The organism is Streptomyces sp. NPDC088387 (assembly GCF_044753385.1).
In the GTDB taxonomy this organism is placed as follows: Bacteria; Actinomycetota; Actinomycetes; order Streptomycetales; family Streptomycetaceae; genus Streptomyces.
Genome location: NZ_JBIVNC010000018.1, coordinates 1 through 19427, shown reverse-complemented (window position 1 = coordinate 19427; position 19427 = coordinate 1). Strand labels below are relative to the sequence as shown.

Below are 19427 nucleotides of genomic sequence, written 5' to 3'. Positions count from 1 at the left end.
TCCGGCTCCCGGAGCGGCGCATCGCCCTGCACCCCCCTTTCCTGGCTTTCGGCAACCCCTAGTTCCCGGCCGGTTCGACCTTGCGGTAGGCCTGCGACTGGATTTCGAAGAGTTCCTGGTACAGGCCGCCGGCCCGCACCAGTTCGGCATGGCCGCCGGTCTCGAGCACGGCTCCGTCCTTGACGACGACGATCAGGTCGGCGGAACGGACCGTGGAGAACCGGTGCGACACGAACAAGGTGATGCCGCCGCAGGACGCGGCCACCTTGCGTGCCTGTTCCAGCTGGCGGCCGAACAGGGCGTGTTCGGCCTCCGGGTCCAGCGCCGAGGCGGGCTCGTCCAGGATCAGCAGCAGCGGCTGTTCGCGCAGCAGGCCACGGGCCAGCGCCAGGCGCTGCCACTGCCCGCCGGACAGTTCGGCGCCGTCGGTGTAGCTCCGGCCGAGGAACGAGGCCAGACGGCGGGGCAGTTGCCGTACCACGGAGGCGGCTCCGGCCCGTTCCACGGCCTCGCCCACGGCCGCCTCGTCGGCCATCCGGCCGAGATCACCGACACCGACGGCCTCCTGGACGGTGAACTCGTAGCGTACGAAGTCCTGGAACGCGGCCGACAGCCGTGCACGCCAGCGTGCGGCCGGGATGGCCGCGAGGTCCGTCCCGTCGACCAGGATGCGGCCGGCGGTGGGCCGGTGGAAACCGCACAGCAGCTTGACCAGTGTGGTCTTGCCCGACCCGTTCTCGCCGACGACGGCGACGGTGCTGCCGGCCGGCAGGGTGAGGTCGACCCGGTCCAGTACCGGCTGCTCGCCGTGCGGGTACGCGAAGGTCACCTCCTCGAAGGTGATCCCGGACCGCAGACGTGCCGGCGGCTCGGGTCCGTCGGCGGCCGGCTCGGTGAGTTCACGGTCGAGCGCGTCCATGTGGCGGTAGGAGGCCAGCATGCGCTGGAGGTTCTGCATCAGTGCGACGGCGCTGCTCACCTGGACGCTCACCTGGCCCGCCAGAGCGATCACCAGGATGACGTCGCTGACGCCGCGCTGGCCCAGCGCGGCCTGGCGTACGACCAGGAGTACGGCACCGACGTAGCAGGAGGCGAAGACGAGCTGGCCCGCCACCCGGATCGCGGTGCCCCGCAGCTGGGCACGCCACAGGATCCGGCTGGCCGAGCCCCAGCGCTGCTGGTGGCGGGCCAGCATCGTGTCGCGCAGGCGGAAGGTGCGCAGCTCACCGCCGGAGGTGGCGGAGGTGCAGGTGCGGAACAGGTTGAGGGCCAGGCGCTGGTCCTCGGCGGCGTCGGTGCGGGCCCGGTCCAGTGTGGCCTCGGCGAGCCGGCCGGTCAGCAGCGGAGGCAGCGCGGCCAGGGGGAGCAGCAGCAGCAGCGGATCCACCGAGGCCAGCAGGACCGCCGTCAGGACGATCGCGAGGCCCAGACCGAGAAGGTTGAGCAGTGACTCCACGCCCACCCGGATGCGCCGGCCCTCCTGCTGGAGCACCGTCAGCACGTCGGCCTGCGCGGAGTCCTCGTGGTGCTCGATGCCGCGGGTGCCGTTCGACAGGGCGACGAGTCTGCGGTCGAACTCCACCTCGGCCAGTTCGGCCAGCTCGAAGTAGGCGAGGTGGGCGAAGTGGGAGAAGGTGAGGGCGACGAGCGCGAGCGCGGCGACGGCGGCGCCGGCCACGGCGGCCGACGACGGGTCGTTGCCGGTGACGGCGTCCGTCATCCACTTCAGTGCCCACGCCAGCAGCGGCGCGGCACCCGCACCGCCGAGCATCAGCAGCAGGGCGCCCGCCGTGCGGACCCGGTCGATGCGCCACACGGCGGCCAGGATGCCCAACGAACCATGGACGACCTGCTTCATAGCGCTGCCTCCGCGACGGTCGTGTCCGCCGTGTCCGTGGTGTCCGTGGTGTCCGTCGTGTCTGCGGTGCCCATCAGGCTCTCGGCCTGAAGCGTGAACAACTCGGCGTAGCGGCCGCCGAGCCGCATCAGCACCTCGTGGCTGCCCTGTTCGAGGACCCTGCCCTGTTCGAGCACCACGATCTGGTCGGTGTGGCGCACGGTGGCGAACCGGTGGGAGATCAGCAGGCTGGTCGCGCCCGCGGTGAGCCGGGCGAACTCCTGGTAGAAGCCGGCCTCGGCCCGCACGTCCAGGCTCGCGGTCGGCTCGTCCAGGACCAGCACCCGGGCGCCGTGCCGCAGCGCGAACAGCACCCGGGCCAGCGCGAGGCGCTGCCACTGGCCGCCCGAGAGATCCGTGCCCCCGCTCATGTGCCGTGCCAGTGGTGTGTCCAGGCCGCCGGGCAGAGCGGCCAGCATGGTGTCCAGGCCCACGGCGGTGACGGCGGCACGGATGCCGTCCTCGTCACCGGCGTGCTCGTTGGCGCCGAAGGCGATGTTCTCGCGGGCCGTGGCCTCGTGGCGCAGGTAGTCCTGGAAGACGACCCCCAGCCGGGCGCGCCAGGCGTCCACCGGGAAGGCGCGGATGTCCGTGCCGTCCAGGGTGATGCGTCCGCGGGTCGGCTCGTACAGACGGGTCAGCAGCTTGATGAGGGTGGTCTTGCCGGCCCCGTTGACCCCCACCAGAGCGGTGGAGCGGCCGATCGTGAGGGTCAGGTCCAGGTCCTCGAAGACCGGCCGGGACCGGCCGGGGTAGGCGAAGGTGACGTTCTCGAAGCGGATCGTCCCGCGCGGTTCGGGGACGGTCACCGCCCCGCGGTGCGCACGGCCGGGCAGGGTTTCGCCGGCGGGCGCGGCCACCGCCAGGTCGGCGCGGAAGCGGCCCAGTGCCCGGTAGGCCTCCACCCCGGTCGCCAGCTGGAGGTCGGACTCGGGGTAGTACTCACCGAGCCGCACGGCCGCCACCGCGCACTGCACGACCACGGCGAACGCGGCCAGCGACAGCTGGTCGGCGGCGCGCGCGCCGAGCAGCGCGAGCACGCCCGCCATCACGGCCAGCCCGTACGCGGTGTAGCGGACGAAGGGCATCAGGTACACCCGCCGCCGGGCCGCCCACATGGTGCTCAGAAAGGCCCGGGTGGTTCTCTCCAGCCGTGCGGAGAGCCAGTCGACCAGGCCGAAGACCCGGATCTCCTTGCCCGCCCGGTCCTGGACCGCCAGCCGGCGCAGGTAGTCCGTCTCCCGTTCGGCACCCTCCAGGTCGCGGCGCTCGCGCGCGTAGCGGCGCATGCCTCCGCTCTGCCCGTGGCGGAAGACCAGCACGGCGGAGAACAGCAGGACCGCGCCGGGCCAGGAGAAGAGCAGGCCCACCAGCAGCACATAGCCCGCCAGCTGGGTGTAGCGGGCGATCAGCGCGAGCAGCCCGGACGCGGCCTGGCCCGGGCTCTGCACCCCGGACTCCAGCTCGCCGGCGGCGACCTTGAGGCTGCCCAGGACCCGCTGGTCCTCCAGAGGGGCGATACCCGGGCTGCTCATGGCGGCGAGCATCAGAGCGTGGAAGACCTGGCCGTCGACCCTGCGCGCCAGGTGATCGCCGATGCACACCGCCAGGGGGGCCAGCAGCTGCTGGAGGACGAACACCGCGCCGGCCACGAGGAAGGCGGCGGCCACACCGGACCAGGCGCCGCTGTTGCCGTCCGCCGCCGCGCTCTGCACCTCGCCCAGCACCTTGCTGTTGGCCAGGACGAAGGAGACCGGCAGCACGCCCAGCAGCAGGTGGAGCAGGGCCAGGCCGCCGGCGCCCCACGGGCCCGCCAGCGGGAGCAGCCGCAGTACCAGCAGCCGGTCGGTGAGCCGGCCGGTGAGCCGGTCGCGGAGCAGGGAGATCCGCTGGGTCACCGCGAACTGCCCTGCGTCATCGCGATGGCGGCCTTGATGCCCGAGATGACGTCGCGGCCGAGGTACTCCTCGCACGAGGGCAGTGCCAGATCGGTGATCCAGTCGTTCATGGTGAACGGGTTGATGGCCGGGAACAGCGGCAGCAGCCGGGTGATGGGGGTGGCGTACTTGGCCGCCATGTACCGGTAGTTGCCGCCCGCGGACTGCTCGTTGGCGTCCCCGCTCTTGTCGTGCGGCAGATGCACCGCGGTCGCCTGCCGGCTCAGCACGATGGGCACACCCTCGCGGTGCAGGCGGTAGCCCAGGTCCAGGTCCTCGCCGCCCCAGCTGCGAAAGCCCTCGTCGAACATGCCGACCACATGCAGCTGCTCGGTGGGCACGGAGATGTTGCCCGCCCAGAACACCACCCAGGGGGCGGGAAGATGATGGAACTCGTCGCCGTACTTGGCGTAGAACGGCTCACGGATGTCCTGCCACTGCGGCTGCTGGGCGAGCCGGGTGATGGTGGCGGTCGGATCCCGCACGTCGAGCTCGTCCTGCAACTCCCACGTCTCGGCGGCGTCCTGGCGGTGCCCGTAGTTGTAGCCGACCACGGCGACGGGCCGGCCGGCGGTGTGCTGGGCGAGATGCCGGTTCAGGAAGTCGGCGTGCAGCAGCATCCCCGAGTCGACGAACACACACACGTCGGCGCGGGCGTGATGGATGCCCACGTTGCGGGCCGTCGCCGCCCGGAAGCCCTCGTCGGGCTGGAAGAAGTACTGCAACTGCAATACGTCACGGAACTCCTCGACGACGGTGGCCGTCTCGTCCGAGGACCCGTCGTCCACGACGATCACCTCGAACCGGTCGGGGTGCAGCGCCTGGAGGACCAGTGACTGGAGCGTGTAGCCGAGAAGCCGGGCTCGGTTGTAGGTGGGAATGATGACAGTGCACTTGGGTTGGCGGCGCACGGTGGTCCCTTCGAGGCGGGCGTCGGATGGTCGGTCGGGGCCCGGCCGCGGATCCCGCGCCGGGCGGGTACGGCCACAGCGATCGTGGCGCGGCCGGGCGCGCGTTGACGAGGCCGCCGGCCGGGGAACTGTCAGGTCGGCACGAGCGGCGCCCCGCCCCACCGCGGCCCGCCCCCCCGGCCGAAGGGGGGCGGGCGGGCCACCGTCGGCCGACACTGGCACGCGGCCGGACCGTGAGCCGCACGCGGCGGACCGGATCCGTCAAGTCCGCGGCCGGCGACCTGACCTGACAGTTGTGGCGACACGGCGCTCGCGCGGCACCGGTGCCGGCCGGGACAGTCCACCGTGGCGCGCGAGGAGAAAGGCCCGCGCCGCACACCGGCCGCCTTCGACGTGAGGGAAACGATGAGCAAGTTCCTGTGGGCGTGTTTCGACGGCGGCGGAAACGTGCCGCCCAGCATCGGCATTGCCAGAGCGCTCGGCCGGCTCGGACACGAGGTCGTCTTCGCCGGACGCGCCACCCTCCTGGACCGGGTGCGCCGGGCCGGGTTCCGCGCGCTGGAACTGACCCGGGCGCAGGACCTCCAGGAGGCCTACCGCTGGCATCCGCGAGGAGCCGTCCTGTCCTACCTCACCTCACCCGTCGTCGCCGAGGAACTCCTCGAGATCGCCGCCGCCGAACACCCCGAAGCGGTCGTCATCGACGCGCACTTCAGCGCCGCACTCGCCGTCGCACCCCGGTTCGGCGTCCCCACGGCGACCATGCTGCACAGCTTCCTGCACCGCACCTACGACGGGATGAGCGCCCTGCTGCGGATGCAGAGCGACGTCAGGGAACGCTCCGGATACGGGCCGCTGCCCGGCATCGACGAACTCTGGGGCGAGCGCGACGTGCTGCACGCCAACGCCCTCGCCGAATTCGACCGGCCGCGGCGCGCCCCGTGGCCGCACCTCACCCACGGCGGCCCCGTGCTCGAGGACGACAGCCGCGTACAGGACCTCGACCTTCCCTGGCCCGGAAACGACACGGCACCACTGGTCGTGGTCAGCTTCAGCACCGAGGAGGGCCAGGGCTCGGTGGCCAAACTCCAGCGCACCCTCGACGCCCTGGCGGACCTGCCCGTCCACGTGGTCACCACCACCTCGGGCGTGGACCCGGCACTGCTGCGGGTCCCCAACAACGCGCACGCCGTACGCTTCGCCTCGCACGACGCCCTGATGCGGCGCGCCGCCGCGGTGGTCACCCACGGCGGGCACGGCACCGCGATGCGCGCGCTCAGCCACGGCGCGCCGCTGCTGCTGCTGGTGGGCCAGGCCGCGGACCAGCCGGGCGTCGCGGCCCTCGACCAGTCGATCGTGGCGGCGTTCGTCGACGAGATCGGCGCCGGCATCACGGTGGGGGTCGACGCCGACCCGGGAGAGATACGAGCGGCCGTCCAGAAGCTGCTGACGGACGACGACTGCCGCCTCCAGGCCGCCCGGGCCGCACGCAGCCTCAAGGCGGTGGACGGCGCCCGCACCGCGGCACTGCGGCTGGCGCAACTGGTGGGAGGAAGCCGGTCGGACGCGTGCGCCGCGCCCCGCACGCGGGATGACACACTGCACAGGTGATCAACGACCTGCCCGCCGGCCTGAGCGCCCGGCACCTGCGCGAGGACGACCACCTTCGTGTGCTCGCCGTACTGGACACGTGGTGGGGCGGTCTCAAGGCAGAGGCGGGGGCGAGGGAACGCGCGCTGCTGCTGCCCCGCCTGTACTTCCAGCACTTCACCACCACCAGCTTCCTGGTCGAGCACGAAGACGGTGAAGTCGCCGCGTTCCTGGTGGGTTTCCTCTCGCAGACCGACCCGGAGACCGCCTACGTGCACTTCGCCGGCGTCGACCCGGCACTGCACGGGCAGGGTGTCGCACGGGCCCTGTACCGGGCGTTCTGCACGCTCGCCCGCTCGCACGGGCGCCGCCGCGTGCACTGCGTCACCAGCCCCGAGAACACCGCGTCGCAGGCCTTCCACACCCGGCTCGGCTTCACGGCCTCAGCCGTCAGGCCGCACTACGACGGCCCCGGCCTCGCCCGGGTGACGTTCACCCTCGACCTCACGCAGGGCACCCCCCGATGACCACCGCCGCCCCGCAGCACCTTCGTGTGCTGCCCGGCCGCTACGTCATCGAGCACACCGCCGACGAACACCGCGCCCTGTCCACCCCCTGGCTCTGCCTGACCCGCGCCCCGGAAGGCCTGACCGTCGTCCGCGAGACCACCACGCCAAAGCCCCCCACGGACCCCGACGGCACCGAGTACTGGGCCGCCCTCTACAGCGGCGACACCGCACACGGCCTGGACGTTGTCGGCATGCTGGCCTCCTTGCTGACCCCGCTTGCCGCAGCCGGGGTGCCGGTCTTCGTCGCCTCCACCCGCGACGCCGACCTGATCCTGGTCCCCGAGGACCGCCTCGCCGACACCGCACGCGCGCTGCGCACCGCGGGCCACCTCGTCGACCTCTGAGACCTCCCGCCCGACGGCGGACGGCTACCGGGAAACGCCGGAGCCTTGAGCGAGGGTCACCAATGGGTCCGGGGAGGCCTGAACGAGCCTCTGCGCGCCGTGACCCTGCTGGCCGTCGCGGTCCTTTTCCGCACCCCGCCGCGAGGCGCTCAGTCCTGCGCCCGGGGCCAGGCGGCCAGCGCCAGTTCCGCGGTTTCGGTGAGTTCGGGGGCCGTTGCACCGTCCCGGGCGCGCTGGGACATGCCCTGGATGACTGCGGCGAAGTACGCGGCCAGGGCGCGGGGGCTGGCCGCGGCGGGGAGTTCTCCCTGCTGCTGCGCGGTGCTCAGGCGTGTTTCCAGGGCGGCCAGGTTCGCGTTGCGCAGGTCGCGCAGGAAGGTGGCGACCTCGGCGTCCTGGACGGTGACGTTGGTGGCGGCGCTGATGGTCAGACAGCCGGGCGGGTGGGAGGGGTCGGGGTAGAGGGCCGCCGCCTCGCGCAGGATGCGGCCGAACGCGGCGTAGGCCGTGGGCTCCTCGGTGAGGGCGCCGGCGACGAACGCACCGACGCGAGAGCGTCCGTAGGTGTGGACCACCTCTTTGAACAGGGACTTCTTGTCCCCGAAGGCGGCGTAGAGGCTGCCGGGTCTGATGCCCATCGCCCGGGTCAGCTCGCCGACGGAGGTGGCCTCGTAGCCGTGCTCCCAGAACAGCCGGGTGGCGGCTGCCAGGGCCGTCGCGCGGTCGAACGTCGGGGGCCGGCCCCGTTTCACGCCTGATCCACTCATGCCCCCGATTTTAGAGCGTGCGCTCAAGAACTCGTGCTACGTTCATTCTTGAGTTATCACTCAACAAATATGGGGGGCGGGCAACAGTCATGACCACAGCAGCACTTGAGGGCAAAATCGCCCTGGTCACCGGCGCCGGCCGGGGCATCGGCCGGGCCATCGCACAACGGCTCGCACGCGACGGCGCCGCCGTAGCCGTCGCCTACGCCTGCGACGAGAGAGCGGCGAGCGAGACCGTCGAAGACATCCGGAAGAACGGGGGACGGGCCTTCGCGCTGCGCGCGCAGCTGGAAGGGCACGGCGGCGCAGCGCGCCTGTGGGCCGCCTTCGACGCCGTGGGCAAGGACCACACGCCCGACGGGAAACTCGACATCATCGTCAACAACGCCGGCATCGGAAGCGGCGAGGCGCTGGCCTCGCTGACCGAGGACGGCTTCGACGAGGTCTTCGCCGTGAACGTGCGCGCACCGTTCTTCATCGTCCAGCAGGGACTGCCGCGCCTGCGCGACGGAGGCCGGATCATCAACATCTCCAGCGGCGCCGCCCGCCTGGCCATGCCGGAGATCATCGCCTACGGCGCCACCAAAGGCGCACTGGACACCTTCACCCTCAACCTCGCCAAGGAACTGGGCCCCCGGGGCATCACCGCCAACTCGGTGGCCCCCGGGATCATCGACACGGACCTCAACGCGGCCTGGCTGCGCGGCAATCCGCAGGCCCAGGCACACGCGGCATCGCTGGCCGCCCTCGGCCGGATCGGGCAGCCGCAGGATGTCGCCGACATCGTGGCCTTCCTCGCCTCCGACGACGCGCGCTGGGTGACCGGCCGGGTCATCGACGCGACGGGAGGCGCCGGACTGTGAGCCGTCTATGCGGGTGACAGCAGCACAGCCAGGCGCGCCGGGCCTGCCCGTTGACCGGGGCCGTGACGGCTTCGCGCCTTCCCGCGCCACTGTTCGAGCGTCACTGTTCGAGCGTCACTGTTCGAGGCCGACTGTCTCACCGTCGAACGCGCGGAAATCTGTGTTTGTCGCAGTAGACATTGGGGTGGGGGCGTGGTTATGGTTTCTCTCGTAGCCGAGATCAACGAGGCCTGGCAGAGACGAACTGCCGGCCGGCAGTACACGCAGTTGCAGTGCGCAGGACGGTGCGGTGGTGGAGTCGCGAAGCCAGAGCGTTGCAGGACGGCGACGGGACTGACGACCGGACCGGGTGGCCCGCAGTGATCAGGGGCCGCCGCGAACAAGGACCGCGGCTGACGCGGTGGCAGTACCCGTAAGTGCAGTCCGCAGGACCCAGCAGTACGCAGGACCCCGCTTGTAGGCAGCTGATCCCAGAGGGAAGAACGGAGGAGCCGCGCGCCATCAGGATCGCCCGGGCAGACATCTTGAACCCGGGTACCGCAGGACATCGATAGTGAGGTGGTCTCCGGTCAAGCAACCGCGATCCCAGCACCCCCGACAGCATCCAGGTCGGGGTTGTGGAAACAGAGCGCCGGCGCAGTACCACGGCCGGCAGATGGTGTAGCAGTTCCTTCGGGGCCTTGGTGCCGTACGGCACCAAGGCCCCTCGACGCGTTCCACAGAGAGGTGCAGATGACAGCAGACGACTCGTTCGGCCGTATCGACGACGAGGACTACCCCGCCTACACGATGGGCCGGGCCGCCGAACTGCTCGGCACGACCCAGGGCTTCCTCCGCGCCATCGGCGAAGCCCGCCTCATCACCCCGCTCCGTTCCGAAGGCGGCCACCGCCGCTACTCCCGCTACCAGCTGCGCATCGCCGCCCGCGCGCGGGAACTCGTCGACCGCGGCACCCCCATCGAGGCCGCCTGCCGCATCATCGTTCTCGAAGACCAGCTCGAAGAAGCCCAGCGCATCAACGACGAGTACCGCCGCGCCGAACAGTCGGCGAACCCGACGGCCCCGGCCTGAAACGGCCGTGCCCCGAGGGCTCGCCCGCGAGCTTCACGGCCGCCGCCCACGCATGCTGCCCGGAACGCAGGCGTTCCGGGCAACTTCGTGTGGTGCGGACCCCCAACGGCGACCGTCGCATCGGCCGCGGCACATGCCCGCTTCAGGAACAGGCACCCGGCCCCGCCCCTCCCGTGGCCGGTAGCCGGGGTGGCGTGAAAGAGCTTCCTGGCCGCGACGGGAGTGGTGCACAGTGAGCCGCAGCAAGCCGGGGGACGGCTGTGCGGGGGATGCCATGCTGCGCGTGCACATCACCACTGAGGATCTCTTCCAGGTCAGGTTCGCGAGCAGCCCGGACCCCCTGTGGGAAACCGTGCTGAGCATCAGGCTGCTCCGCGGCACCCGGGGCGGCGCCGTCTTCGACCCGTGGCGGGCACAGGCCCGCGGCCGGCTCTCCCGCATGCCACAGCGCCATGTACGACTGCTGCGCCACCTGGTGCCCCCGGCAGGCGACCTCCCCGGCTTCCTGACCCCCCAGCGCACGGAGCACGGCACCGACGCCGGCACCGAGGCCGGCACCGAGGCCGGCACCGAGGCGGGGATCGAGACGGTGCTCGCCACCCCGCGCGCCCAGCTGCGCAGGGAACTGTCGGCGCTGCCGGGCGCACCGTCGTGGCTGCGGCCGCTGGCCGAGGGCGAGCCGCAAGCACTGGCGCGGCTCGGCACGGCACTTCGCGCCTACCACCATGCGGCGATCGCTCCCTTCTGGCCCCGGGTGCGCTCACTTGTCGACGCGGAACGCGCCGCGAGGGCCCGCACCGTCCTCAGCCACGGGAGCGAAGGACTGCTGGCCGCCATGCGGCCGGCAATGCTGTGGCACGCGCCGGTGCTTGAGGTGGCCCATCCGGCGGAGCGCGACATCGCGCTGTCCGGGCGGGGGCTGGTGCTGGCGCCCGCCGCGTTCTGCTGGCGCCGGCCCGTGACCGTCGTCCGTCCCGGGCTGCCGCCGGTGCTGCTGTATCCGGTCGAGCGGGGACCGCAGTGGTGGACCGGCCCCGACCACGCTCCCGGAGCCCAGGCGCTGGCGAACCTGCTGGGACCGACGAGAGCCGCATGCCTCACGGTCATCAAGAACAGCTGCACCACAGGTGAACTGGCCCGCCGCACGGGAGTCACCGCGCCCACGGCGAGCCTGCACGCCACGACGTTGCGGGCGGCGGGCCTGACCACCTCGACACGGCAGGGCAACACCGTGGTGCACACCCCGACCCCGCTGGGTTCGGCGCTGCTCAGAGCGGCCGGCCCCTGACGCCTCAGGCCACGTCGCAGTTGCGCAGCGCGTTCCAGGTCCGGGGGCCGACGGTCCCGTCGTAGGGGATGCCGTGGTCGTTCTGGAAGTGGCGCAGGGCGGCCGCTGTCGCCGCGTCGAAGATGCCGGTGATGGGACCCGCGTAGTAGCCGCACCGGGTCAGCAGGCACTGCAGTTCCTTGACCGTGTTGCCGGTGCTGGGGTAGCTGATGGTGGGCGGTGTCACGCGGTTGTCGTAGCCGCAGAACCAGGCGGCCGGCTGGACATCGGCGGGCGCGGCGACGTCGGTGCGGTGAGGGCCGGCGGTCAGGGCGACGGCCGGCGTGCCGAGAGCGGCGGTCAGGGCGACGGCTGCCGCGGCCACCGCAATCGAGCGTAGGGATGACATGAGCGCTTCCTTCCTCAGCGGGTCTTCCTCAGTGGGGTTTCCTCAGTGGGTGCACAACGGATGAAGCCGCCCCGGAGGCCCGGGGCGGCTCACCGCGCGGCGATCAGCAGTTGCGCAGACAGTTCCAGGTGTTCGGGCCGACAATGCCGTCGACCGCGAGCCCGTAGTCGCCCTGGAGGGCGTAGACGGCGGAGCGGGTGTTGGCACCGAACTGGCCGTCGACCCCGGACGAACCGACGGAGTAGCCGAGCGAAATGAGCAGGCACTGGGCCTCACGGACCGTGTTGCCGCTGCTGCCGAAGCGGATGGTGGGCGGCGTCACCCGGTTGTCCCAGCCGCAGTACCAGGCGGACGCGTCGACAACGCCGGTGGCGGCCACGTCGCGGGTCGGCGCGGCAGAGGCCGGGCCGGCCGCCAGTAGGGTGCTGCCGGCGATGACGGTCGCGGCTAAGGCGGTCGACACGGCGGCAGTACGGATGCGCTTCATGGACTCTCCTCATCAGCGGGTTCCGGAGAAGCGGTGTGCCCCTCCACCCTGGATTTCCGCACAGCATGGCCCGACCGGCACGCGCCCAGCCAGGTCCTTAAACGCTGACCTAAAAGCACAGGTCAGAACGCTATAGACGTTCCTGTGCTGCACAATCGGAAGCTGACCCGACAGTCAATGAACAAGCCCCGGCAACCGCTGACTCAACGGCAGGCCGGCGCAAACCGCGCCGCAGAGCACGTCTCGTTGCCCGGCCCGCAGCCATATCGGACCCAGCACCTCGCCGGGTACAGCCGCAGGCTCAACTTGGCTCACACACATCGGGAATCGTGAACTGGGACGTCGTTGAATTCCGAGAAGGCAGCCGTGGTCTTCGGTCCGACGATTCCGTCAACGTCAAGGCGGAAGCCAAAATGGTTCAAGAAGCGCTGCAATGCCTTGATCGTGTAGGGTCCGACGATTCCGTCGACGACCAAGGTCCTGCCTCCGTTGTAGCCACGCGCGTTGAACAGCCGCTGCGCGGCCTTCCAGCTGTCGGTGCCCAGCAGCCCGTTGTGCTCCCAGGGTTCGTAACCGGACTGGGTCAGGAAGCACTGCCAGTTCTTCGCCCGGCTGACGGTCTGGCCGAGGTTGTTCACCGCGAGAACGGAAACGTCCTGTGTGCTCGCCACAGGCCTGGCGGTCGGCTCGGATGCCGCAGAGCTGATGGTGGCGCCCGCCAAACTTCCGGCGGCGAGTCCGATGATGGTGGCAGCGCTGACGAATGTCCTCGTCAAGGCAGGTCGCATTATTTTCCTCTCAACTGCCTCGCCCGGCAGGGCGGGACAGGGGAAATGAAATTCAAGGAGCGGCAAATTCCGCGCCCTTACACGCGAGGTCTTACGGGTTTATCTGGCCTCGCCCATGGACCTTAGGGCCATCGTGGCCTTCGAGCTTTGTCACCTGTGCAGGGAACTGTGTCAGTGGTGCACAGCTCCAACTCGGCGCCGCCGCAACAGGCCCAGAGTCTCGCCCGATGCGGTACCGCCTTGAGGTGGTGCGCTACTGACACAGTTCCGCGCGCGCAGGACAAAGCCCGAAGGCCACGATGACCCTAGGGTCCAGGGGCGGGACCGGAGCAAGGGGCGTCACGCACTCGCATCACGGGCCTTCCCCCACTTGCCGGGAAGGCTGTGCACCGCGATCACCATCGCCACGACAAGGGGAGATTTCGTGCGGCCGGGAATATTCACCAGATCCTTGATCACAGCGTCCTTGGCGCTCGGCCTCACGGCCGTCGGCCTTGCCGGCGCGGGCGCGGGCTTTGCCGCCGGGCCGAGCGCCACGAGCGCCGGGACGTACGGGACCACCGCCGTGGTCAACCTGGGGTTGAGCACCAACCAGGCCAAGGGCATGCAGGCGATGCTGATGGCCTACGACCTCGACAGCAGCATGGTCAATGACGGGGCTCTCGGCCCCGACAGCTGGAAGGCCATGCAGCAGATGCTCAAGTGGTTCCACGGCTACGACGGTGCCCTCGACGGCGTTCCGGGCCCGAAGACCATCGTCGCTCTGCAGAGGTGGCTGAAGGAGGACTGGGGCTACACCGGACCGCTCGACGGCATCGCGGGGGCGGGAACGCAGGCGGCCTTTGCCCGCGCGGGCAGCTACTACTACCAGATGTTCTTCTGATGGCACCTGCCGCTGGGAGCCGATCCACTCGGCTCCCAGCGGCACGTGCCGGTCGTGGTCGGCGCCGGGTCGGCGACCGCCTGACGCATCGGCCCGCCAGCCCTGCGGCCCGTGAACTGCGGCGACCGCTGCGCAATCACCCGACAACCCGGAAGGACGAACTCTCTTGCGTCACAGCTTCCTGACGAAGGCTCTCGCCACCGCTATCGCCGTTACTGCCCTGACCACCGTGAGCGTCTCCGGTGCCGCAACCGCGGCCCCGACACCCCCCGTCGCCGCTCCGCAGGCGGCGACCGCCGTGGTCAACCTTGGCCTGACCGCCACCCAGGCCAAGCACGTGCAGTGCTTTCTCGCCTATGGCTGGGAATACAACGGCTTGATCGACGGGGCACTGGGCACCAACAGCTGGAAGGCCATGCAACGCTATCTCGCCGCCCAGGACTACTCCGACTACAACGGGGCGATCGACGGGATCGTCGGTCCCCAGACAGTGATGGCATTGCAGCGTGCTCTCAAGCGCGCCTGGGGTTACACCGGACTGATCGACGGCGTCGCCGGGCCGGGGACCCAGGCCGCGTTCGCCCGGTTCTCCGAGACGGCGAAGGGCTACTGCTGACCCAGCCGTCCTGCTCACACGGGCGTCGTCCGCTCCGGCCGAGATGCCATGTGCTCGGCCGTGTGAGCAGGCGCATCACCGCCGATCGTCGCGCGGAAGTGGGCACTCGGCATCTTGCGACCTGTCCACGCAAGTGATCACCCTGAAGACGGTGGTCACCACCACTCGCTGTCCGGCCCGGGTCACAGCGGACCCAGCACCTCACCGGGTACGGCTGCAAGCTCAAGAGTCTCGAGCACGGTGAGCAACTGCCGCTCCTCGTAACGGAAGTGGTTCTCCATGATCGCGGCGATGCCTTCGAGGTGGTGGTCGAGTTCCTCGGGCGGCGCGGCCCGCTCGACCGCGGCCTGGAGGCCGCCGAGCAGGTGGGCGATCATCGAGTGATCCTGCTCGAGCGCACGCAGTACCGGCCGAAGCTCGGGATGCGCGGCTGCGATGGCCGGGAACAGGGTGCGGTCCTCACCCTGATGATGGCTGTCGAGAGCCGCACAGAAGCCATGGCAGTACAGCAGCAGTTCACGGGCGGCCGCCTCACCCGGAGCACCGTCGGCGAGCGCGGCACGGGTCACGGACAACGCTTCCCGCAGCCGGCCATGTACCCGGCGCAGTTCTTGGCTCCAGGCGATGAGCCTGGTCGTCTCGCGCTCAGTCACGCGAGAACGAAGGGTGCGACAAATTCATCGTCGGCTTCCTTCGATCCGGCGCCTCCATGCCTGACACGGTCTGCCACCGGCACGCGACGCTGCCCCACAGTACCGCGCCGGTTGGGCACCATGTCGGCGCCCCGGTCGCTGCCGCAGCGCGGAGCCAGGAAGTGACTGGGCGTCATCTGCTGAACAGGGGGTATCCGGCGGTCCTGGGGCGCGGAAGGCGTGCTCCGCAGGGGTGGGAGGGCCGGGATGGCTGGTCGGCAGACGGACCTGAAGTCGGGGAGACGGTGGGTCGACAAGTGGTGGGTCGTCGGTTTGATGGCGCTGGCCATCGGTCTCGGGGTCCGGCTGCTCTTCCAGGATCTCGGCAACTGGGTGGCTGCCGTCGCCGGCGCCGGGTTCTACGCGATCGTTTTCACCGTGATGATCCGCCGCCGGCAGCGGGGTGACGCGCGCGCGAGTGGCCTGGAGACCGACGACGTACCCGTCCTGGAGCGGCGGATCCGCCGGGGGGACATCCCCGATGACCCGGCGCTGCGGCAGGCCATGCTCCAGTTGGTGCACCGCCGCCAGAAGACGATGCACAGCAAACTGATGCTGGCCTTCCCGGCGCTGTTGTTGATCCTCGTCGCGCTGGGCGTAGTCCTCCTCGTGGACGGCAGCACCGTGGCGGGCATTGCCTGGACAGTCGGCGGTCTCGGCTTCGTCGGCGGCATGTGGTGGATGCGCCGAACCAACATCGACCGCTTCCACCGAGTCGAGCGTCAGCTGACCGACCGCCCGGCGCAGGACCCCGCCTTGAGCCCACGACAGGACTGAGAACAGACGGCTTCTCGGTCCCGCCGGATGAGCTTGCTCCGCTTTGACGGATACGACTGGTGTGCTGGTCAGGCTGCGGGTGCGGTCCTGTATGCGGCGGGCTGAGGTCTCCTCGGTCAGCAGGAGACAAGCAAACGGAGCATGTCATTTCGATGAGCCCGGCCAAGAAACTGACATTTTCCGTAGCGATAGGAACAGCGTTCGGCCTGTTATGTCTCATCCTAGGTACTCGAAGCGATAATTACGCGCTCCTGGGAGCCGGGATACTTGCGACTATGGGCGGCCTCTCGCTGACCCTCATGGCAATTACTCGCCAAAGGTCAAGGGGATGAGAAACCCCGGCAGAGGTACTGCGGGACAGCACGAGGCCGCTGCTCACCGTCGCGTCGACAGTTGCGCGAGAGCGAGGCGACAGCACCGAGACCCGCCCACAACCTCGGTGAGCTACGACCCCTTGGCCGCCGCCGGTTCCACGGACACCGCCCCGGCGTCCAGATCTCCGACCACCTGCGACTCGTACCACCGGATCTTCTCGTGCAGGTGCTGCTGCTGGTCGAGCAACGCCGCTATGTGCTCGAAGAAGGACCGGAGCGCGCGGGCGGCCGAGGAGAAGGACCGTGAAAGGTGGATGGCGCGCTTTCAGGTGCGGCTGGCCATGCAGCCGGGCGTGGACCGCGCGATCGTGCTCCAGGCGGTCAAGGAGGTAACGGCACACTGCGCGCAGACCGCAGAACATCCGCGCACCGCCTTCGGCGACCCGGACGCCCACGCCGTACAGACCGCCGCACGACTGGTACCGGCCTACCAGGCCGCACGCGCCCGACGGCGCAACGTGGTGACGGACGCGATCGACTCCGTATCCAAAAGAGCCGGAGACATCGCCGGCCTGTGACCGTCCCACGTACAGGTCCTGTTCCCGGGTCGTCGGAGAGACAGGCGAGGTGACCGGACGCCGGATGCTCTCCGACGGGGCCGGAACGACCCTTCGCGCGGGTCACTGCCGGGCGGCCTGCTGGCCGCCGCCGTCCTCGCCCGTGCCACCCCCGCTGCCGCGGACAACGACAGCAACCTCGGCGGCGGCGTCAACGCATGCGGCCGCGGGCGGGTCCAGGGCCGGTGAGTCGGCCGCCTGCGTTGGCGAAGGACCGACGAGTCCCACGCGGCACAACTCGCTGCCCCGATCGGCGTAGTGCCTGGAATACCCCGGCAGTTCGCGGGGTTGGCGCCGCAAGGAACATGCGTGTGCATTGATTCAGGAAGGGTCTGTTATGAAGATCGGCATCATCGGTGCGGGCAACATCGGCGGCAACCTCACCCGCCGGCTGACCGCCCTCGGGCACGACGTCTCGGTCGCCAACTCCCGCGGTCCCCAGACGCTCACCGCGCTGGCCGAGGAGACCGGCGCGACGCCCGTGACCGCCCAGGAGGCGGCGCGCGGCGCGGAGGTCGTCGTCGTCACCGTCCCCCTGAAGGCGGTCTCAGGCCTGCCGTCCGGGCTGCTGGAAGGGGCGGCCGACGGCTTCGCCGTCATCGACACCGGCAACTACTACCCGCAGCGTGACGGCCGCATCGGCGCCATCGAGGATGAAGGCCTGACCGAGAGCGGCTGGACCGCGGGCCAGATCGGCCACCCGGTGATCAAGGCCTTCAACGGTACTTTCGCCCAGGACATCCTCGACCGCCCGCTGCCGGCCGGTGACCCCGCCCGGCTGGCGGTCCCGGTCGCGGGCGACGATCAGGTCGCGAAGGCGAAGGTGCGGGCCCTGATCGACGAGCTCGGCTTCGACACCGTCGACGCGGGCGGCCTCGACGACTCCTGGCGCCAGCAGCCCGGTACCCCGGTCTACGGACTGCGCGACGGCGTCGACGGCGTCACGAAGGCTCTGTCCGAGGCATCCCCGGAGCGGAAGGCGGACTTCCGCGGATGACGACCGGGAGACCGTCGCAGGGTTGACGACCTCAAGAGGCAGGCGCGGTCCGTCCGGCCCGGATCTCCACGATCCGGGCTCGTTTGCGTTCCCGGCACGAGCCCACGTTTGACTCCTGCCAGGCAGGAGGCTCGGGGCCGTCCTTGCTGTCTGCTCGCGGTGATCGATCCCGGGCCGTTCTGCGGCGAACAGACACCTGAGCACGCCCCGCACGGCGTCCAGGCGGAAGGCTTCGCCAGCCTCTTGCCTCAGGCCGATGGAAGGCTGCGGCGGCTTGCCCGACGCCATCACGCCGGTGATCAGGACGACTGCGGAACCCGGACCGTCGGTCACACGCACCTCTTCGGCAATGGTTTCGGATGCGGAGCCGCTCCGCGCCCACCGGCGACGCCTCGGATCCACCTGACCACCTCCGCGTGTGGCCGCCATGGGCGCAGACGCCGTCGGCACGGGATTCATCACCAGGTCCGGGATCGACAGCCCCTTCTGGACGAGCTCGTTCATCAGCCCGATCACGTCCTCGGCCGTCGTGCACAGGGCGAGCGCGGTGTGCGTGTGGTCGGCCGCCATGACCTTGGTGACACTCGGGTCCTTGTGCTTGCATTCGAGTGCCCTGCTGCACGGGTGTCGAGCTTTGTCTCAGCGAAAATTGGGCGCTGATCGATGGGGGCATCGGCCACTGTGCCCCCTACCGCTTTCACGAACGTGCGGTGAGACTGGCAAAGTTGAAGGTCTGTCGATCCGGGGGACACAATGATCAGATTCGGTACTAGAACGTGGTTCATGTCCGCGATTGCGGTTGTCGTAGCGGCGGCAACCACCGTAACGGGCGGGGCGGGTGTGGCGTCGGCGACCGACCCCAACGATGCGCCCCCCGGCTACGCGGGTCCGTTCTCCTACTGCAAGGGCAGCCGATACGACGCCATCCACCTGGGGGACGGTCATGCCTACATCGACGTCTGGAGGATTGCCGGCAGTAGCAGCCAACTCTGTGCGATGACCTACGACGTGGCAGAGGGAGAGCACGGCATGGGGGTCACTATCCGGCGCACAGATTGGAAGACCACCTGGTGGGATGTGGGGATTTACGACAGGTATGCCGGGGCTATCTACGTCGGTGGCATGGAGGGACGCTGCGCCGAAATCAGCGGATTCGTACAGCACGACGACGGCCGCGTGTACTCCAACAGTGAGATCATCTGCCACTGACCCACATGTTCGTCGCGTTCACCAGGGCTGGCCGGACGCCTGCGCCGACCAGCCTCACACACGGCTGCATGTCGGGGGATACTCCAGAATTCCACCATCTGCCAAAAACCCACCGCACCGAACAGAGCTGGCAGCCGCGCGATTCCAAAATTCAGATGGGTAGTTATAGGAAATGGCGGACTGAAATCAGGGGAGATACAAGGCAGTTGAAGTAACGTCAATTCCGTTACTGGACACCTCCAGTTCGCCCAGGGGGATCCCCGTTCTTGGTGCGTTTTGGAATTCGCGGAGCGAATTTTTGGCCGGGTAGCGGAGCTATTCGGCTGGTCGTCACGGAGTGACGACCCATCAACTCCCTTGCGGAGCAAGGGAGTTGCCGTCGCGTAGCGACGGCGCGTCGTGTCTGCGGAGCAGACCGCGCG

21 protein-coding genes are annotated in these 19427 nt (G+C 69.8%); 13 read left to right on the top strand and 8 right to left on the bottom strand.

Annotated elements, in window-relative coordinates:
• Window positions 1–58: 58 nt before the first annotated feature.
• The 3 genes from ACIQAC_RS35045 to ACIQAC_RS35035 are packed head-to-tail and all read right to left on the bottom strand — an operon-like array spanning window position 59 to window position 4745.
• Window positions 59–1858: an ABC transporter ATP-binding protein gene (locus ACIQAC_RS35045; RefSeq protein WP_402198463.1), complete on the bottom strand. Its 1800-nt coding sequence runs from the start codon at window positions 1856–1858 to the stop codon at window positions 59–61.
• Window positions 1855–3795, bottom strand: a complete 1941-nt coding sequence (locus ACIQAC_RS35040) for an ABC transporter ATP-binding protein (protein ID WP_402198462.1) — start codon at window positions 3793–3795, stop codon at window positions 1855–1857. Before ACIQAC_RS35040 ends, ACIQAC_RS35045 begins: the two co-directional genes overlap by 4 nt.
• Window positions 3792–4745, bottom strand: a complete 954-nt coding sequence (locus tag ACIQAC_RS35035; protein ID WP_402198459.1) for a glycosyltransferase — start codon at window positions 4743–4745, stop codon at window positions 3792–3794. Before ACIQAC_RS35035 ends, ACIQAC_RS35040 begins: the two co-directional genes overlap by 4 nt.
• 405 nt (window positions 4746–5150) lie before the next feature.
• Between ACIQAC_RS35035 and ACIQAC_RS35030 the strand changes: the two genes are divergently transcribed.
• From ACIQAC_RS35030 to ACIQAC_RS35020, 3 genes are read left to right on the top strand one after another with little or no spacing between them, the layout of a single operon-like run.
• A complete protein-coding gene (locus ACIQAC_RS35030; RefSeq protein WP_402198457.1) occupies window positions 5151–6356 on the top strand; it encodes a glycosyltransferase in 1206 nt (401 codons plus the stop codon).
• Window positions 6353–6862: a GNAT family N-acetyltransferase gene (locus tag ACIQAC_RS35025; protein ID WP_402198454.1), complete on the top strand. Its 510-nt coding sequence runs from the start codon at window positions 6353–6355 to the stop codon at window positions 6860–6862. The genes ACIQAC_RS35030 and ACIQAC_RS35025 overlap by 4 nt, the downstream gene beginning before the upstream one ends.
• The gene (locus ACIQAC_RS35020) at window positions 6859–7248 is read left to right on the top strand and encodes an ACT domain-containing protein (RefSeq protein ID WP_402198452.1); all 390 of its coding nucleotides are present in this window, start codon (window positions 6859–6861) and stop codon (window positions 7246–7248) included. Before ACIQAC_RS35025 ends, ACIQAC_RS35020 begins: the two co-directional genes overlap by 4 nt.
• Before the next feature lie 149 nt (window positions 7249–7397).
• Here the strand turns inward: ACIQAC_RS35020 and ACIQAC_RS35015 are convergent, their stop codons facing one another.
• A complete protein-coding gene (locus tag ACIQAC_RS35015; protein ID WP_402198449.1) occupies window positions 7398–8015 on the bottom strand; it encodes a TetR/AcrR family transcriptional regulator in 618 nt (205 codons plus the stop codon).
• An 89-nt stretch (window positions 8016–8104) separates the two neighbouring features.
• Here ACIQAC_RS35015 and ACIQAC_RS35010 point away from each other — a divergent pair, with 89 nt between their 5' ends.
• From ACIQAC_RS35010 to ACIQAC_RS35000, 3 genes are all read left to right on the top strand, one after another.
• On the top strand, window positions 8105–8878 hold the full coding sequence (locus tag ACIQAC_RS35010) for an SDR family oxidoreductase (protein ID WP_402198446.1): 774 nt from the start codon (window positions 8105–8107) through the stop codon (window positions 8876–8878).
• A gap of 732 nt (window positions 8879–9610) precedes the next feature.
• Complete coding sequence (locus ACIQAC_RS35005) at window positions 9611–9949, top strand: MerR family transcriptional regulator (RefSeq protein ID WP_402198444.1); 339 nt, start codon at window positions 9611–9613, stop codon at window positions 9947–9949.
• Between the two features lie 232 nt (window positions 9950–10181).
• Window positions 10182–11237: an ArsR/SmtB family transcription factor gene (locus tag ACIQAC_RS35000; protein ID WP_402198443.1), complete on the top strand. Its 1056-nt coding sequence runs from the start codon at window positions 10182–10184 to the stop codon at window positions 11235–11237.
• A 4-nt stretch (window positions 11238–11241) separates the two neighbouring features.
• Here the strand turns inward: ACIQAC_RS35000 and ACIQAC_RS34995 are convergent, their stop codons facing one another.
• From ACIQAC_RS34995 to ACIQAC_RS34985, 3 genes are all read right to left on the bottom strand, one after another.
• Window positions 11242–11625: a peptidoglycan-binding protein gene (locus tag ACIQAC_RS34995; protein WP_402198440.1), complete on the bottom strand. Its 384-nt coding sequence runs from the start codon at window positions 11623–11625 to the stop codon at window positions 11242–11244.
• Between the two features lie 103 nt (window positions 11626–11728).
• Entirely contained in the window at window positions 11729–12112 is a 384-nt protein-coding gene (locus ACIQAC_RS34990; RefSeq protein ID WP_402198438.1) for a peptidoglycan-binding protein, read from the bottom strand.
• A gap of 311 nt (window positions 12113–12423) precedes the next feature.
• On the bottom strand, window positions 12424–12888 hold the full coding sequence (locus tag ACIQAC_RS34985) for a peptidoglycan-binding protein (RefSeq protein ID WP_402198435.1): 465 nt from the start codon (window positions 12886–12888) through the stop codon (window positions 12424–12426).
• Between the two features lie 478 nt (window positions 12889–13366).
• Here ACIQAC_RS34985 and ACIQAC_RS34980 point away from each other — a divergent pair, with 478 nt between their 5' ends.
• Entirely contained in the window at window positions 13367–13783 is a 417-nt protein-coding gene (locus tag ACIQAC_RS34980; RefSeq protein WP_402198432.1) for a peptidoglycan-binding protein, read from the top strand.
• A gap of 166 nt (window positions 13784–13949) precedes the next feature.
• A complete protein-coding gene (locus ACIQAC_RS34975) occupies window positions 13950–14399 on the top strand; it encodes a peptidoglycan-binding protein (RefSeq protein ID WP_402198431.1) in 450 nt (149 codons plus the stop codon).
• Between the two features lie 182 nt (window positions 14400–14581).
• Here the strand turns inward: ACIQAC_RS34975 and ACIQAC_RS34970 are convergent, their stop codons facing one another.
• Entirely contained in the window at window positions 14582–15052 is a 471-nt protein-coding gene (locus ACIQAC_RS34970) for a hemerythrin domain-containing protein (protein ID WP_402198429.1), read from the bottom strand.
• A 246-nt stretch (window positions 15053–15298) separates the two neighbouring features.
• On the opposite strand from ACIQAC_RS34970, the gene ACIQAC_RS34965 reads away from it, so the two are divergent.
• The 5 genes from ACIQAC_RS34965 to ACIQAC_RS34945 all read left to right on the top strand — a co-directional run bounded on the left by ACIQAC_RS34965 (window position 15299) and on the right by ACIQAC_RS34945 (window position 19005).
• Window positions 15299–15868, top strand: a complete 570-nt coding sequence (locus tag ACIQAC_RS34965; RefSeq protein WP_402198427.1) for a hypothetical protein — start codon at window positions 15299–15301, stop codon at window positions 15866–15868.
• A gap of 393 nt (window positions 15869–16261) precedes the next feature.
• Complete coding sequence (locus ACIQAC_RS34960) at window positions 16262–16489, top strand: hypothetical protein (protein WP_402198425.1); 228 nt, start codon at window positions 16262–16264, stop codon at window positions 16487–16489.
• Between the two features lie 7 nt (window positions 16490–16496).
• Entirely contained in the window at window positions 16497–16760 is a 264-nt protein-coding gene (locus ACIQAC_RS34955) for a hypothetical protein (RefSeq protein ID WP_402198423.1), read from the top strand.
• Window positions 16761–17061: 301 nt separating this feature from the next.
• Window positions 17062–17796 carry an NADPH-dependent F420 reductase gene (locus ACIQAC_RS34950; protein ID WP_402198752.1) on the top strand — a complete coding sequence of 245 codons (735 nt, stop codon included), beginning with the start codon at window positions 17062–17064 and terminating at the stop codon, window positions 17794–17796.
• 783 nt (window positions 17797–18579) lie between these two features.
• Window positions 18580–19005, top strand: coding sequence for a hypothetical protein (locus tag ACIQAC_RS34945; protein ID WP_402198421.1), 426 nt, complete (start codon window positions 18580–18582; stop codon window positions 19003–19005).
• Window positions 19006–19427 lie beyond the last annotated feature (422 nt).

Bases quoted from the DNA above. Each gene is read 5' to 3' on its own strand.
- ACIQAC_RS34955 (WP_402198423.1), top strand. From the start codon at position 16,497: ATGGCGCGCTTTCAGGTGCGGCTGGCCATGCAGCCGGGCGTGGACCGC.
- ACIQAC_RS35045 (WP_402198463.1), bottom strand. From the start codon at position 1,858: ATGAAGCAGGTCGTCCATGGTTCGTTGGGCATCCTGGCCGCCGTGTGG.
- ACIQAC_RS34990 (WP_402198438.1), bottom strand. From the start codon at position 12,112: ATGAAGCGCATCCGTACTGCCGCCGTGTCGACCGCCTTAGCCGCGACC.
- ACIQAC_RS35005 (WP_402198444.1), top strand. From the start codon at position 9,611: ATGACAGCAGACGACTCGTTCGGCCGTATCGACGACGAGGACTACCCC.
- ACIQAC_RS35015 (WP_402198449.1), bottom strand. From the start codon at position 8,015: ATGAGTGGATCAGGCGTGAAACGGGGCCGGCCCCCGACGTTCGACCGC.
- ACIQAC_RS35010 (WP_402198446.1), top strand. From the start codon at position 8,105: ATGACCACAGCAGCACTTGAGGGCAAAATCGCCCTGGTCACCGGCGCC.
- ACIQAC_RS35030 (WP_402198457.1), top strand. From the start codon at position 5,151: ATGAGCAAGTTCCTGTGGGCGTGTTTCGACGGCGGCGGAAACGTGCCG.
- ACIQAC_RS34995 (WP_402198440.1), bottom strand. From the start codon at position 11,625: ATGTCATCCCTACGCTCGATTGCGGTGGCCGCGGCAGCCGTCGCCCTG.
- ACIQAC_RS35020 (WP_402198452.1), top strand. From the start codon at position 6,859: ATGACCACCGCCGCCCCGCAGCACCTTCGTGTGCTGCCCGGCCGCTAC.
- ACIQAC_RS34945 (WP_402198421.1), top strand. From the start codon at position 18,580: ATGTCCGCGATTGCGGTTGTCGTAGCGGCGGCAACCACCGTAACGGGC.
- ACIQAC_RS34965 (WP_402198427.1), top strand. From the start codon at position 15,299: ATGGCTGGTCGGCAGACGGACCTGAAGTCGGGGAGACGGTGGGTCGAC.